At 54.2% G+C, this 13853-nt stretch carries 15 protein-coding genes and 1 pseudogene; 3 read left to right on the top strand and 13 right to left on the bottom strand.

Going from position 1 to position 13853, the window contains the following annotated elements; genetic code table 11:
- Positions 1-77: 77 nt before the first annotated feature.
- From AC1DFB_RS18305 to AC1DFB_RS18290, 4 genes are read right to left on the bottom strand one after another with little or no spacing between them, the layout of a single operon-like run.
- Positions 78-1133, bottom strand: a complete 1056-nt coding sequence (locus AC1DFB_RS18305; RefSeq protein WP_480921810.1) for an ABC transporter substrate-binding protein — start codon at positions 1131-1133, stop codon at positions 78-80.
- 17 nt (positions 1134-1150) lie between these two features.
- On the bottom strand, positions 1151-2245 hold the full coding sequence (locus tag AC1DFB_RS18300) for an ABC transporter ATP-binding protein (RefSeq protein WP_480886767.1): 1095 nt from the start codon (positions 2243-2245) through the stop codon (positions 1151-1153).
- Positions 2246-2265: 20 nt separating this feature from the next.
- Positions 2266-3060, bottom strand: coding sequence for an ABC transporter permease (locus AC1DFB_RS18295; protein ID WP_170402644.1), 795 nt, complete (start codon positions 3058-3060; stop codon positions 2266-2268).
- The gene (locus AC1DFB_RS18290; protein WP_170402647.1) at positions 3057-3920 is read right to left on the bottom strand and encodes an ABC transporter permease; all 864 of its coding nucleotides are present in this window, start codon (positions 3918-3920) and stop codon (positions 3057-3059) included. Before AC1DFB_RS18290 ends, AC1DFB_RS18295 begins: the two co-directional genes overlap by 4 nt.
- Before the next feature lie 190 nt (positions 3921-4110).
- Between AC1DFB_RS18290 and AC1DFB_RS18285 the strand changes: the two genes are divergently transcribed.
- The 3 genes and pseudogenes from AC1DFB_RS18285 to AC1DFB_RS18275 all read left to right on the top strand — a co-directional run.
- The gene (locus tag AC1DFB_RS18285; RefSeq protein WP_170402650.1) at positions 4111-4752 is read left to right on the top strand and encodes a TetR family transcriptional regulator C-terminal domain-containing protein; all 642 of its coding nucleotides are present in this window, start codon (positions 4111-4113) and stop codon (positions 4750-4752) included.
- Between the two features lie 257 nt (positions 4753-5009).
- Positions 5010-5186 (top strand): hypothetical protein, encoded by a 177-nt coding sequence (locus tag AC1DFB_RS18280; protein ID WP_170513124.1) that lies wholly within the window; start codon positions 5010-5012, stop codon positions 5184-5186.
- A gap of 160 nt (positions 5187-5346) precedes the next feature.
- Positions 5347-5430: pseudogene (locus AC1DFB_RS18275) on the top strand (hypothetical protein); the annotation flags it as partial.
- 45 nt (positions 5431-5475) lie between these two features.
- Here the strand turns inward: AC1DFB_RS18275 and AC1DFB_RS18270 are convergent.
- The 9 genes from AC1DFB_RS18270 to AC1DFB_RS18230 form a co-directional block, all read right to left on the bottom strand.
- On the bottom strand, positions 5476-6420 hold the full coding sequence (locus AC1DFB_RS18270) for a YHYH protein (RefSeq protein WP_480921809.1): 945 nt from the start codon (positions 6418-6420) through the stop codon (positions 5476-5478).
- A gap of 75 nt (positions 6421-6495) precedes the next feature.
- Positions 6496-7434: a 3,5-dioxohexanoate:acetyl-CoA acetone transferase gene (gene kce, locus AC1DFB_RS18265; RefSeq protein WP_480921808.1), complete on the bottom strand. Its 939-nt coding sequence runs from the start codon at positions 7432-7434 to the stop codon at positions 6496-6498.
- Between the two features lie 4 nt (positions 7435-7438).
- Positions 7439-8467, bottom strand: a complete 1029-nt coding sequence (locus tag AC1DFB_RS18260; RefSeq protein WP_480921807.1) for a branched-chain amino acid ABC transporter permease — start codon at positions 8465-8467, stop codon at positions 7439-7441.
- Complete coding sequence (locus tag AC1DFB_RS18255; protein WP_480921806.1) at positions 8464-9327, bottom strand: branched-chain amino acid ABC transporter permease; 864 nt, start codon at positions 9325-9327, stop codon at positions 8464-8466. The genes AC1DFB_RS18260 and AC1DFB_RS18255 overlap by 4 nt, the downstream gene beginning before the upstream one ends.
- Position 9328: 1 nt before the next feature.
- Entirely contained in the window at positions 9329-10036 is a 708-nt protein-coding gene (locus AC1DFB_RS18250) for a branched-chain amino acid ABC transporter ATP-binding protein (RefSeq protein ID WP_170424709.1), read from the bottom strand.
- Positions 10029-10757, bottom strand: a complete 729-nt coding sequence (locus AC1DFB_RS18245; RefSeq protein ID WP_170402672.1) for an ABC transporter ATP-binding protein — start codon at positions 10755-10757, stop codon at positions 10029-10031. Before AC1DFB_RS18245 ends, AC1DFB_RS18250 begins: the two co-directional genes overlap by 8 nt.
- A 50-nt stretch (positions 10758-10807) precedes the next feature.
- Entirely contained in the window at positions 10808-12088 is a 1281-nt protein-coding gene (locus tag AC1DFB_RS18240; protein WP_170402675.1) for an ABC transporter substrate-binding protein, read from the bottom strand.
- Positions 12054-13055: a 3-hydroxyacyl-CoA dehydrogenase family protein gene (locus tag AC1DFB_RS18235; protein WP_480921805.1), complete on the bottom strand. Its 1002-nt coding sequence runs from the start codon at positions 13053-13055 to the stop codon at positions 12054-12056. The genes AC1DFB_RS18240 and AC1DFB_RS18235 overlap by 35 nt, the downstream gene beginning before the upstream one ends.
- 3 nt (positions 13056-13058) lie before the next feature.
- Positions 13059-13844, bottom strand: a complete 786-nt coding sequence (locus AC1DFB_RS18230; protein WP_170733656.1) for an SDR family oxidoreductase — start codon at positions 13842-13844, stop codon at positions 13059-13061.
- Positions 13845-13853 lie beyond the last annotated feature (9 nt).

Below are 13853 nucleotides of genomic sequence, written 5' to 3'. Positions count from 1 at the left end.
GAAAATCGGAATTAGTTTCGTGGGAATGGAAGGTTTCCTACGTCCCCACCATTCCCGGCTGTGTTGTAAGAGTGCCTTTAGAAGCCAGCTTTGATGCGCTCGAATTCCTTCAACATCTTGGCCTCCAACTCGGGGTTAACAGCGTCAAAGAAAAGGCTGCCTTCAAAGAAGCTGTCCACATCCGAGAACCCGTAGGTTTCGATCAGTTCCGGGTCAGCTTGGGCAAACGCGTCCTCGTTGGCGTGTGCGTATCCCCAGCTTTCGATGATGTATTTACCGCTTGCGGCAGAGCTGAGCGCGTTCAGCATGTCATAGACTTGCTCATCCGACTGTTTTGCAGATTTCAGATGCACATAACCGCAGACCCAAGTTGCGATACCTTTGTCCACATCACGCATCATGACCGCTGGCGTTTCGTTCCAGATCAGGTTCAGTTCCGATTGGTTCCATCCCCAACCCAACGTGACCTCACCGCTGGCAATTGCCTGATCCAGTTGGCCGGCGTCAGACCAATAAAAGCGTACGTTCGGATGAATCGCGCGCAGATAATCTGCAGCTTTCTGGAATTCCTCGTCGCTCATGTCGGTATAGCTGGAGGCGCCGGTTGCCAGTGCCGCCATTGCAAAGGCACTGGAGGCGGCGTCTGGAATGGCAACTTTACCCTGATAGGCGGGATCGGCAAGTAATTGCAGTGAAACATCGTCCGCCGAAATCATATCGGTGCGATAGATCAGGCCGGTGTTGCCCCATTCGAAAGGCACCATGTAGGTCTGCCCGTCAATCGTGATGCCGTCGACCTCTTTGATCTTGGGCATCAACTTGTCCCAGTTCTCTAGCTTGTTGGTGTCGATCGGCTTGAGCATATCCGCCGCCACCCATTTTCTCAGAGCGTCCGTGCAGGGATGAGCCAAATCGGCTTCAAACCCGGACTGAAGCTTGGTAAACGCCTCTTCCACGCTGCCGAAATAAGTATAGCTGGGCGCGCCGCCGTACTTTTCGACATAGTCGCCGTAGAAGCCCTGATCCTCGTATCCGGACCAGTCAAAAACGGTCAGATCAGCGGCATTTGCTAGCGCTTGGCTGGCGGTAAAGATGCCAACTACTGCTGCCGTAAGTGATGCTGTTTTACTCATTTGTCTCCTCCCAAAGACTAGCGTTTGCCCAAGTCGATCACCGAGGCGCTTTGAACGCCAAGCCAGACGGTGTCGCCGCGGTTGTGATCGACTGTGTGAAAATAGTTTGGCACTGCGACGGCGATGCTTTCTTTCAGACGATCGACGCGCACATAGTAGTGGACGCTCTCACCATAGAAGGCGACGTCCGAGACCTCGCCTTGAACAAGAGCATCGTACCCATCCGGTTTTTCCGCACTGATTTCCAATTGCTCAGGCCGAACGCCGACAAGAAGTTCTTTGTCATGCACCTGAACATTTGGGTTCACTCCGATCGTCATCTGCCCAAAGCCCTGAACGTTGACTTCCAGCGCTTCAGGGTTCTCTGCCGTTACCTCGGCATCGAGAAAGTTCATTCCGCCGATGAAAGAGGCCACTTCCCGGTTACAAGGTTGGGAATACAGAACCTCAGGCTTATCCACTTGCTTGAGCTGTCCAGCGAACATGACGCCGATCCGATCGGACATGGTCATCGCCTCGTATTGATCATGCGTGACCATCACGAAGGTAATTCCAAGCTTCTGCTGCAGACGGCGCATTTCCAACTGCATCGCTTCGCGCAGATTTTTGTCCAGCGCTGATAAAGGCTCATCCAGCAGCAAAACCTTCGGTCGCATGACAAGCGCACGAGCGAGCGCCACACGTTGCCGCTGACCACCGGATAACTCATTGGCCTTGCGGTCCTGCAATCCGCCAAGCTCAACCATCTCAAGCGCCTCGGCCACGCGTTCTTTGATTTCCTTCCGCGAGAGCTTTGTCTTGCGTAATCCAAAACCAACATTGTCGCCGACATTCAGGTGCGGAAAGATCGCGTAGCTTTGGAACACCATATTGGTGGGGCGCTTGTTGGCAGGCACCTCTCCCATCGTTCGACCATCGATTCGGATCTCGCCTTCTTCGTGATCTTGAAAACCTGCAATAATGCGCAACGCTGTTGTCTTACCGCAGCCCGAAGGCCCAAGCAGCGAAAAGAACTCACCCTCTTTCAAGGTCAGGTTCAGATCAGACACAGCCACAAAGGAACCAAAGCGTTTTTCGACGCCCTGAATTTCGATGATGTTCTGTTCGCTCATCTTACTCGTTTCCTTTGGCTTCAATCAGAGGATTGGATGGAACGGCGGCGGAAGTATTCGGCAATCAACAGCAGCAGGACTGAAGACAGTAAAAGCAGCGACCCCAGCGCCAACGTGTTGGGCAATTTTGCCGGAAAGCGGATCTGGCTCCAGATATAGACCGGCAATGTCGGGCTGTTCCCGGATAGGAAAAAGGCCAGGACAAATTCATCAAACGACACGGTGAACGTCACCAGCAGGCTGGCGATGATGCCGGGCGCGACGATTGGCAAGGTAACACGCCGAAACGTACCCACGACGCTTTCACCAAGGTCGAACGCGGCCTCCTCCAAAGACTGGTCGAAATCGTCAAATGCAGATTTCATGATCGACACGGAGAAGGGCAGTGCCACGAACACATGCCCAAGGATCACCGTTGTCAGCGATGGCTTCAAACCGATACTGATGAACAGAACCAGCATCGAGCTGGCGACAATGATACCGGGCACGACCAGCGGGAGCATGACCAGACCTTCGGAGAACTCCCGTCCTTTGAAACGGTACCGGACATAGGCGCGCGCGGCGAACAGGCCCAGAGACGTCGCCATCAAGGCAGTCACACTGCCGACGATCAGCGAATTGACCATCGCCTGCAGCAACGTGTCTTGCTGACCCAACTGCGCGTACCACTTCAACGTGAACCCCTTTAGCGGGAAAGCCACGATGGTTCCGTCATTAAATGAAAACAGCGGCAAGAGCAGAACTGGCAGGTACAGAAACACCAGATAGGCGATCGCGTAAACAAGCAACCATGGGATACGAATAGCCTTGGTCATCTGATCCTCCGCCCCAGTGCGGTGACGACCACCACAAACAGGATTGCGACGCAACCGACCGAAAGCATTGCAAGCAGGGACAGGGTTGCACCCAATGGCCAATTATTGGCCGCGCCAAACTGAACCTGGATCAAATTGGCCACCATTTTTCCCTGCGAACCGCCGACCAGGGCTGGCGTGACATAGTCGCCAACCGTGGGGATGAATATGATCAAGCAAGCGGCGATGATCCCTGGCGCCGTCAGGGGCAAAGTTACGCGCACAAACCGTTCCAACTTGCTGCACCCTAAATCGGTTGCGGCCTCCAAGAGGCTGCGGTCGATCTTTTGCAGCGACACATAAATCGGCAGGATCGCAAACGGCGCCCAGGCATGTGCAAGTGTAAGGACAACGGCGAATTCATTGTAGAGCAGGAATGTAAGCGGCTCCTCTATCAGCCCCAGCGAAATCAATGCTGAGTTCATCACCCCATTGAAGCCAAGGATCAATTTCCAGCTGAACACCCGCAGCAGGTAGCTGCTCCAAAACGGGATGGTAATCAGCAATAGCCAGAGGGTTTTTTTCTGCGTCCGAAATGCGATGAAGTAGGCAATCGGATAGGCCAGACCGACCGTCGCCAATGTCACTGCCCCCGCAATCGCGACTGACCGGACCATCAGATGTCGAACCAGCGGGTCGGTAAACGCCTCTTGGTAATTCGCCCAGGTCAGTGTGCGGTCAATCTCGACATAGGTCTGGGTCCAAAAGCTGTAGGCGACAAGAATGCAAAGTGGAACAGCCACGAGCAGGCCGACATAGAGCGTCGCAGGCGCGCTCAGTGCCAGGCCCTTGCCCGTTTCACTTCGTAGTACTCCGGCCATGCTTCCCTGCTGAGCTTCGTTTTCGGTGGCACGACAATGTCGATCACAAAATGGACAATTGTCCATTTAAATCTGGATTTTTTGGACTAGCTGTGTCAACTGATAATTTCGCAACTGGGGATGGCCAATTTCACACTGGCCATTAGAAGACACCGCAAGAGACTGAAAACAAACAGAGCCGCCTGATCCAATGACTGGAAGACGACAAGAAATACGCGAGCGAAACCGCCTTTCCCTGATCGAGGCAGTACTCGACTCGGTTGCAGAAAAAGGGATTTCCGAGACTTCCGTCAGCGAAATCATTCAACGCGCCGAACTGTCCCGCGGCATGATTCACCTTCATTTTGGCGGTAAAGACAATTTGGTTGACGAAGCGGCCCGCTATTCATCCGAACAATACTACAATGGAATTTATGACCTGTTGGAAACGACTGGGCAAACCGGACAAGAACATATTGAGATGATTGTTCGGGGCGACTTGAGTGAAGCCATTCTCAATAAGAAAAATGTTTCCATTTGGTACGCGTTTCGAGGCGAGGCCCGAAACAGAGCGGCAATCGCTGCGTTTTCAGATACCCGCGACGCTAAGCTTCGTAATCTGGTTTTCAACGCTTTCGCTCGAATTGCGAAAGAAGCTGGAACCGAACACCCTAATCAAGTTGCTAGGGATGCTACGCACGGCACACTCGCAATGCTGGAAGGCATGTGGACAGATTACCTACTCCACCCGGATTCATTCGATCGCGACGAAGCAATGAGAATTGTTTTTCGATTTCTGCACGCAATGTTCCCGAAACACTTTGACCTACAAGGGGCCCTTTTGTTTGAGTAAAACTTGCGACAAGCTTTCTTTCTGGCCACTTTAGAAGTGGATAGTATAAGTCTTTCAACCAGCGAGATGGATACATGGAAGTGGCACATAATGTTCATTCGAACAGGCTGCAACATTCAGCAAAAAAGCCGCGTACGATCTTCCGGCCGAGGCCTTGACGTTGACCTAACTGCCATCACCAACAGCGGTCTCAGGAACACGGTCGTCTCGAACCAACTAACGTGGCGGTTAGCCAAATTGAGTTTCTGAGAAGGTTCATGGCACAAAACGACGAAATTCTTGCTGCGTCTGAAGAAATTTGTTCGGCGCTGAATAGCGTGTTCAACAAGAATCCGAGACCAATGAGCAGCGTATGGTTACTTAGCCATGGCGTTACAGCGATGCGCCCCAATGGTGGGAGCGAAGTGGGCTTGGATGCTATTTGGATTGCATAGAAGAATGCCGCAGAATTTTTTTGAATGTGGGATGGTTGAAATGAAGGAACGCATCATCTTCACATTTGGTGACTTTGTTTATGAAGTTGAGTTAGAAAAAGGGACTTTCCTCCCTTGAGGCAAACGGGTCGAAGTCGCACACAGAGCCACAAACGTATTTCGCCGTATTGGGGGCAGTTGGACGATTGCCCATCACCACACAGACAAATCAGATGGCGCCATCAAAGTTTTTGAGAGCTTGTAAACTTGACTCTAATAGACTTTCGGTGATTGGAAGAGCCAAGACAACTCACCGCCTTTTGTCAAATGACTGGTCAGGTTGTCCGACCAAACAGTTCAGCACCCATGGATAGCTTGTAGTGACATAGTAACCATACTCACCATCCACAGTCATGCCATTGCACTCATCCAGATCGCCAGCCCCGGTGAACTCGTAGTCGTCGATATATGTCCCGTCCGGAGTGCCACCCGGCCCTTTAGGCGGAGCAGGTCTCGGCGTGGTTTTAAGTTCATAGCCAGAGATCGCCGGTCTAATTTTGCCTTCGCTGTCTTTGAATATCGTCCCGTAGATCGGAAAGCCGTCAGCTGCGAAGCCAATAACTGGTGACGGCTTATCAAGGTCGTGATCCAAAAACAGAGCATTTGGATTGGAATGGTAATGATACCTTCCGTCGGGCTGGGCGTGGGCATTGTGAAGATCCACACCAAAATACTGATCGTAGGACGGGGGATCGAGCAGCCAAGGATCCGTGTCTCGACACCCCGCCAAAACGTTGCCATTCTTGTCTGCTCGCGGCCCGCTTGGGCGATAACACCCGGCCGAGAGCAAATCAACCGGCACGCCATTCAACAAAATGGCATCATAACTCCGTTGCGACAGTGCAGTTTGTTTGGGGGCTTTTTCTGGATTTCTGGGAACCCGAAAAGTGCCTGATAATTCCTTTACATCGTTGGCGAAGTTGGCTGTAGGCCCGTTGAAATCATGGTTAGGAATGCCATTGGTCTTAAGAGTACACTGCTGACTATCTGCCGAGATTTCGAGTTCGGAGTTAAAATGTTGCTGGCGGGTGACGTCTTCCACTGAAGCGGAATACACGCCAGCATAGTCCGCGCAATCTGCTGATCGGTTACTGAGCAAGAGATTGGTAATGTCCCGAGCTGCGTTTTGCGCATGAGCCTGAACCGCCGTAAATCCTGTCAGAAGCGCACTGAATGTCAGAACTTTCAATCGCATGGCTCAATCTCCTTGGGCTTTCGTAAACTCCAAAAAAATGTTGGTCGAAGAAAGTAGTCATTGGTCATCCTACCTTCAGAAAGCGACGCGGTCTCCGCCTTTCAAGTCCAGAATTTCCCTTGCTTCATCAGGGGTCGCGACCTGACTGCCCAGATCTTCTACAATACGTCGGATTTTAACGACTTGCTGAGCGTTGCATTCGGCCAGTTTTCCACGAGAGATAAATAGGCTGTCTTCAAGACCGACCCGAAGGTTACCACCCATCTGGCTTGCCGTCGTGGCAAGGGACATCTGTGCTCCACCTGCTCCCAAGACCGACCACCGATAGTCGTCACCGAACAGCCGGTCGGCAGTACGTTTCATGAAGATCAGATTGTCGACTTCGGGTCCAATGCCCCCGAGAATGCCAAAGATGAACTGAATGAAAATGGGTGCCTTAAACAGCCCGATATCCATGCAGAATTTCAGGTTATACAAGTGGCCCACATCGTAGCATTCATGTTCGAACTTGATGTCGTGCGGCGCAAGCGTTTCCGCCGCCTCGCGAATGTCCCGGAACGTATTGCGAAAGATGTTCTGATCGGAGTTCGCGACGTAGTCCTTCTCCCAATCAAACTTCCAATCGTCATCGCCATATCGGTGAGCCAGCGGATGAAACGAGAAGTTCATCGAACCCATATTCATCGAGCACATCTCGGGGCTGAAAGTCTTGGCCGGGTTGATCCGGTCTTGAATGGATAATGTCAGCGATCCACCGGTCGATAGGTTCACAACCGCGTCGGAGGCCTGTTTTATGCGCGGCAGGAATGGCGCAAAGTCATTAGGTTCAACCGATGGCGACCCGTCCTCAGGGTTTCGGGCATGCAGGTGTAGGATCGACGCACCGGCCTCGGCGGCTTCGATCGCCTGCCGCGCGATGTCATCATAAGTGTATGGCAGCGCCTCTGACATGGTGGGCGTGTGGATTGCTCCTGTTACAGCGCATGTGATGATCGTTTTTTTCTGACGAGCCATGGGTTCAGTTTTCCTTGGATTGCCCGATGTGCTTTACGCGATAGCCCAGCGGGAAAAGTTGCAGATCATAGCGGCTACGGATCGCGCCCCAGATGCCTTTTGGTGCCTTGAGCATGACGACAATTGCGACCACGCCGAGAACGATCAGGTAAGTTGTTCCTAGGTCGGCCAGCGTTTCGCGCAGCGCAAAGAAGACGAGTGTGCCGATGATCGGTCCTTCGATGGTGCCAATACCGCCGATCACAACGATGAATATGACGAAGGCGGTCCAGTCATTGACGCTGAACGCCGCATCCGGTGAAATGCGCAGCTTCTGAAGGAAAATAAGAGCGCCGATCATTGCCGTGAATGCCGACGTGACGACGTACACTATGAACTTCGTTCGCCAGATATCGATGCCGAGGCTACCGGCAGCCAATTCGTTGTCCCGAATTGCCGTCAACGCCAAACCTTGGCGCGAACGCAGGAAGAGATACACGGCGGTTACAACCAGCACGGCGGCCCCGAGTGCCAGCCAATAGCTCAGCGCCTCACGCATCGCGCGCCCGGACGCCAGTGATTTCACGATGGCAACGGGCAGCGAAGATCCTGACCCTCCGCCAAGCGTTGAGATTTGCGCGAAGCTCAGCCGGAAGACTTCAGCGATGACCCAGGTGCCTATTGCAAAATATGCCCCCCGAAGCCTGAAGATCAGGACGGCGACCGGGATCGAGATCAACGCTCCCAGGACCCCTGCGGCTGCGATAGCAACCAATGGATGCAAACCGCCCAGCATCGTCAATGCAAACAGCATATAGCCACCGAAGCCGACATAGGCCTGCTGACCGACCGACACGAGACCAGCGTAACCCGCCATGAGGTTCCAAAGGGTGGCGAGGGATAGGTAGAGGAAAAGTTCACCCATCAGGCGCATGTCCGCGCGACCTGCCCACCATGGGGCTGCAATTAAAACAAGCAAGCTGATCGCGGCCAGGATCGCAGCAACGCGGGCTGGTTTCGAAGAACGGGAAACCGAATATTCTTGCAGATTCATCCGGAAACCCTCGGGAACAGGCCGTTCGGACGAACGGCAAGAATGACAAGGAAAGCAATATGGCCGGCCAGCACTTGCCAGCCCGGATCAATCTTGGCTCCGATGGTTTGCGCGACACCAAGAATGACGCCACCAATGAGCGTGCCCCAAAGGTTGCCAAGCCCACCGATAATGACAGCCTCAAAGCCAAAAATCAGGCGACCGCCACCAATGGACGGATCAAAGCTGGTCCTAATGCCAAGCAGAATACCGGCGATTGCTGTCACTCCGAGGGCCAGCGCCATGGCCAGTCCAAAGATGTGCCGACGATTGAGGCCCATAAGCTGTGCGATGTCTTGGTTATCGGACACAGCTCGAAATGCACGACCAAGTGCGGTGTGATAGAAAGTCCATTGCAGCCCCCAGATCACCGCGATAGCGATCCCAAACGTCAGAAGCGGAAGGATTCCAAGTGTAAGCCCTCCGACGGCGACGCTTGCCGTTTCCAATGCGCCGGCATCAAGGTCCTGCGGGTCGGCGGTGTAGACCTCAAGCAACCCGTTCTGGATGATTACGCTCAGTCCGAAGGTGACAAGCAGGGGTGGAAGAATATCATCGCCCAGAGTTTGGTTCAGCAGGCCCCGTTGAAGGGCGTACCCGATCAACGCCATGGCGGGTACGACGATCACCAGCGCCGCCATCGGATGCATCCCCGTTGCGGTTGTGACGGTCAGGCCAAGGTAAGCGGCCAACACAATCAGATCGCCATGGGCAATATTGACGAGCCGCATTACTCCAAAGATCAACGACAGACCCGCAGCAAACAGCGCGTATAGCCCACCCAGCAAAGTTCCCTGCACGATAGCGTTCAGCCATTCCATATTATTCGATCCCGAAATACGCGCGCGAAATGTCTTCGCGCGAAACGGTGTCAGACGCGCTTTCCAGCGAAACGCGGCCCTCTTGCAGGCAATAGACCCGGCTTGAAACCGACAGTGCCTTGGTTATGTCCTGTTCGACGATGATTGCACTCATGCCCTCGCCGATGATGCCGGGCAGCGCTTCGTAGATGTCTTTGATGATGATCGGTGCCAGTCCGAGGCTGATTTCGTCGAAGAGGATCAGATCGGGGTTGGCCATCAGCGCACGCCCAATTGCAACCATCTGTTGCTGGCCACCCGAAAGCGATGTTGAGGCCTGATCTTTGCGCTCATCCAGGATCGGAAACAGGTCGTAGACAGCTTGCAGATCCCAGGGACCTTTGCGCCCAACCTGAGCACCGATCATTAGGTTTTCTTTGACCGATAAAGACGGAAACAGCTGACGACCTTCGGGCACCATCGCCAGACCTAATTCGGCGACTTCATCTGCGCGTAGGCAGCTGATGTCCCTGCCCCTGTATTGGATCTGCTCCGGTTGGTTCGCAAGCAACCCGGTGATGGAACGCATCAGGGTTGTCTTGCCTGCACCGTTCGCACCGATGATGGCCAGAACCTCGCCCTCGCCGACGTCCAGATCGACCTCATAAAGCGCTTGGAAATCACCATAGTAAGAATTCAAACCGCGTGTCTGGAGGATCGGATCAGGCATCAGCTTCGATCCCCAGATAGATTTCTTTGACTTCGGCGCTTTCCATGATTGCCTGCGGCTCTCCCTCGGCGATCTTCTTGCCAAAGTCGATAACGATCAGGCGGTCAACAACGGCCAGCAGCGCATGAACGACATGTTCGATCCAAATGATGGTAACGCCAGAGGCATGGATATCTTTGATGGTCTGAACCAGTGACTTGCACTCGGCTTCGGTCAAACCACCTGCAATCTCATCGAGCAACAGCAGTTTGGGCTTGGCACACAAAGCACGTGTCAGTTCCAGGCGTTTCCGTTCCAGCAATGTCAAGCTTCCGGCAAGAACGTTTGCCTTGGGCAGCAGCTCTGTCTGGTCCAGAACTTCCAGACAAAACCGTTCTGCCTGATGCCCACGCATGCCAGCTGATTGCGTGGCGGCGATCATCGCGTTCTCAAAAACGGTCATTCCCGAAAATGGCTGCGGGACCTGAAAAGAACGTGCAATACCAGCATGGCTGCGCTTTGCCGCGCTCCATTTCGTAACGTTCTGCCCACTGAATTCTATCACCCCGGAATTTGATTTGAGCGTCCCAGTGATCAGATTGAACATCGAGGTTTTGCCGGCACCATTGGGGCCGATTACCCCAAGCGCTTCGCCTTGTTGGACTTCATAGCTCATAGCATCGGCGACAGTGACTGCGCCAAATGCCTTGCTCAGGTCCTGGAGTTTCAAGATCGTCGTCATGCGTCTCTCGGATAGAGGGTTCGGCATCAAGTTTGGTGCCGAATTCCTGGTCAACCCAGCAGTTTCATGTCTGCTGTCACCGGCACTTCGGGCGCGGTGCTGTTTGCTACGATTTGCAGCTCATAGGCGTCTCCGGACTTCTGCCACTGGCCACCGACCAACGGAGTTTTGGTGACGTTGTTCATCGGCCCATCACCCCAGTTCACCGGCCCCACAATTGTGTTCAGGTTGGTGGATGTGATTGCCGAAATGATCGAAGACGGGTCTTCCAGATCATCAGCCCGTTTGATGACGTCCGCGACGACCTCGAACAGAGCGTGTTTAAAGCCAAGGGGTTGAGTCCAAGGACGGCCCGACTTTGCCGTATAACCTTCGGCAAGGTCCTTCGCAGAAATACCTGTGAGTGAGGACGAGAACGGATGATGCGGTGACCACCAGACCTCGGTCGATAGCCCGTCACCACGGTCACCCAGCGACTCAATGACGGATGGGAACAGAAGTGCCTTGCCAATGGTCACGACCTTGGGGTTGAAGCCTTGCTGGGCGGCCTGGCTCCAGAACGTTGCGAAATCGGGGGGGATCATGTTGCCAGTGACGATTTCGCAGCCAGCAGCCTTGAACGCTGCGATCTGGTTTGAGAAGTCATCGGACAGAGGCTGATAGCGACCGGGATCGGTGAGCGAGTATCCGGCGGCGGCGAGCGGTTTAGGCAGGCCCAGTTCCGCATCGCCCCAAGCATTACCGTCGGCATCGTTGGGGAAAAGACCACCAACTGTCTTGTTCACGCCAGTTTTGTCCCACATATCAAGGAATGCGGCGATCACATCCTCAAGGCCCCAGAAGAAGTGATAGGTGGTTTCAAAACCCTCACCGGGAACGCCGTTGCGACCAAAGAAATACGGCTGCCACGGACAGTCGGTAGTGATGCAGGGAACTTCGTTGATCTCTGCCTGGTCGGCGACAGGGTTCACTGTGTCCGGAGTTGACGCCGCCACGATGATATCAACTTCATCACCTAGGATCAGGTCTGCGGCGACTTCTGCTGCTCGGTTCGGGTTGGACTGGCTGTCTTTCGAGATGATCTCGACATTCCAAGTTTTTCCGTTGTTGTCCAACCCGGCTGAGAACACTTGTTGGATGGCCTGAAGCACGTATTCATCAGCCTCGGCAAAACCAGCCAGCGGTCCGGTGCGCGGGCTGACATTGCCGACACGCAAGGTCGGGTTCGCAGCATAAGCACGCGTCGCCCTCAGGATTGCCGGTGCCGCAATTGCTGCCGTTGCCCCGGCGATGAAACTACGCCTGGTGGCCGTTTTGAATGTCCTTGTCATTGCGTCCTCCCTTCACCGGCCTCCCGCCAGTGTTTGATTGATCTAACAAAGTCTTTTCGAGATTTTTCAGATGTTTCGCGACACGTTGGCGAACCTGATCTGCCTCGCCCTCGGCCCATGTCCTGAACCCTTCGCCGGATTTCATGCCCAGCTTGCCCGCTTCGACAAGCGACTTAAGATAGGATGAAGGGCCCCTTTGTGCCTCAAGATCGTGCAGCACGTTTTCGTGGATATCGAGCGTCAGGTCAGTGCCGACCAGATCCGCGTTCTCCAGCGGACCAAGAACAGCAAGCCTGCGCCCGAAGCTGGACTTGATCACGGTATCGACGGCTTCGGCGTCACAAATACCGTTTTCCACCAGACTGACCGCTTCGCGCCACAACGCATGTTGAAGGCGATTGCCGATAAAGCCGGGCACATCTTTTTCGACCATAACCGGCGTTTTCCCGGCATCTTTCAGCAGATCGAACATCGTCTGTGCGATCTCAGGGTCTGTCCACTGGGTCTTGATGACCTCGACCAAAGGGATCATGTGCGGCGGGTTCCACCAATGGGTTCCCAATGCTCGGTTTTTCAGCCGCAAACCGGACATGATCTGGGTGATTGGCATGACCGAGGTATTCGACGCGAGTATGCAAGTTTCTGGTGCATGCGCCTCGATCTCTGCAAAGATCGCTTGCTTGAGCTCGAGCTTTTCGGGTGCGGCTTCGAACACAGCATCAGCGTTTCGCACAGTACCTTCCGTCGTCGCAAAAATCTCAATCATCTTGAGGGTTTTCGTGATTGTAACCTCATCATCCCCCATTGCGGCCATACTGGCGCGAATGCGGTTGGGCACGGTGACGCGCGCTTCTTCCACGGGATCGGTAATGGCGACATATTGGCCCGCCTTCGCCAAGGTAAGGGCAATGCCGTGACCCATCAGGCCAGCACCAATCACTGCCAATTGCTGTTTCTTACGCACCATCCCTTAGCCCGCCGTATATCCGCCATCGGCATGCAGGATATGCCCGGTGTAAAAATCAGATGCGCGCGACGCGAGAAACAGGAGCGGACCCGCAAGATCTTCTGGCTCACCCAGCCGCCCCTTAGGAACACGGGTCAGGAAACCATCGCGCACTGCCTTCGCTTCGTCGGTGTCTTCAAACATCCAAGCCGTCAAAGGCGAACGGAACACTGTCGGTGCGATCGCGTTGACGGTGATCCCTGTCGGACCCAGCTCACATCCCAAGGCTTTGGTTATCCCGTTCACGGCGGCCTTTGACGCGCAATACGCCGTGTATCCGGCAGGGTGCCCAAGGATGCTGCGCGCGGAACTGACGAATATGATCTTGCCATATTCGCTTTGCTTCATGTGCGCTGCCGCTGCGCGCGCCAACAGCCAGCTTTGGTTCACGTTGGCGTCCATCACTGCACCAAAGGTTTCCGGCGCCATGTCGTTGATCAGAGCAACTTTGTTCATACCGGACGCGACAACGAGAATGTCGAGCTTGCCAAAGGTGTTGACGGCCTCATCAACCAATGCGTCACACGATGCTTCATCGGTCGGTCGGGTATTGATGGTCACGACCGTTGCACCAAGTGCCTCGCACTCTTTGGCAATGCTATCGAGCGCCTCTTGGTTTCCCGCCGCCAAAAGAAGGTTGCAACCAGCCCCGGCCAAGACGCGTGCCGCAACCATTCCAAATGCGCCCGAAGCTCCGGTGATCAATGCGACGTTGTCTCTGACGTCAAACATCTTGAGTGGATCAGACATTCTTTTCGT

Source organism: Ruegeria sp. S84, assembly GCF_056583445.1.
The sequence above is the reverse complement of the archived record's forward strand: the minus strand, read 5'-3'. Positions and strand labels throughout refer to the sequence as shown.

Excerpts from the sequence above, each read along its gene's own strand:
- AC1DFB_RS18240 (WP_170402675.1), bottom strand. The coding sequence starts at position 12,088 with ATGACAAGGACATTCAAAACGGCCACCAGGCGTAGTTTCATCGCCGGG.
- AC1DFB_RS18280 (WP_170513124.1), top strand. The coding sequence starts at position 5,010 with ATGGCACAAAACGACGAAATTCTTGCTGCGTCTGAAGAAATTTGTTCG.
- AC1DFB_RS18250 (WP_170424709.1), bottom strand. The coding sequence starts at position 10,036 with ATGCCTGATCCGATCCTCCAGACACGCGGTTTGAATTCTTACTATGGT.
- AC1DFB_RS18300 (WP_480886767.1), bottom strand. The coding sequence starts at position 2,245 with ATGAGCGAACAGAACATCATCGAAATTCAGGGCGTCGAAAAACGCTTT.
- AC1DFB_RS18270 (WP_480921809.1), bottom strand. The coding sequence starts at position 6,420 with ATGCGATTGAAAGTTCTGACATTCAGTGCGCTTCTGACAGGATTTACG.
- AC1DFB_RS18230 (WP_170733656.1), bottom strand. The coding sequence starts at position 13,844 with ATGTCTGATCCACTCAAGATGTTTGACGTCAGAGACAACGTCGCATTG.
- AC1DFB_RS18295 (WP_170402644.1), bottom strand. The coding sequence starts at position 3,060 with ATGACCAAGGCTATTCGTATCCCATGGTTGCTTGTTTACGCGATCGCC.
- AC1DFB_RS18235 (WP_480921805.1), bottom strand. The coding sequence starts at position 13,055 with ATGGTGCGTAAGAAACAGCAATTGGCAGTGATTGGTGCTGGCCTGATG.
- AC1DFB_RS18285 (WP_170402650.1), top strand. The coding sequence starts at position 4,111 with ATGACTGGAAGACGACAAGAAATACGCGAGCGAAACCGCCTTTCCCTG.
- AC1DFB_RS18305 (WP_480921810.1), bottom strand. The coding sequence starts at position 1,133 with ATGAGTAAAACAGCATCACTTACGGCAGCAGTAGTTGGCATCTTTACC.
- AC1DFB_RS18245 (WP_170402672.1), bottom strand. The coding sequence starts at position 10,757 with ATGACGACGATCTTGAAACTCCAGGACCTGAGCAAGGCATTTGGCGCA.
- kce (WP_480921808.1), bottom strand. The coding sequence starts at position 7,434 with ATGGCTCGTCAGAAAAAAACGATCATCACATGCGCTGTAACAGGAGCA.
- AC1DFB_RS18290 (WP_170402647.1), bottom strand. The coding sequence starts at position 3,920 with ATGGCCGGAGTACTACGAAGTGAAACGGGCAAGGGCCTGGCACTGAGC.
- AC1DFB_RS18260 (WP_480921807.1), bottom strand. The coding sequence starts at position 8,467 with ATGAATCTGCAAGAATATTCGGTTTCCCGTTCTTCGAAACCAGCCCGC.
- AC1DFB_RS18255 (WP_480921806.1), bottom strand. The coding sequence starts at position 9,327 with ATGGAATGGCTGAACGCTATCGTGCAGGGAACTTTGCTGGGTGGGCTA.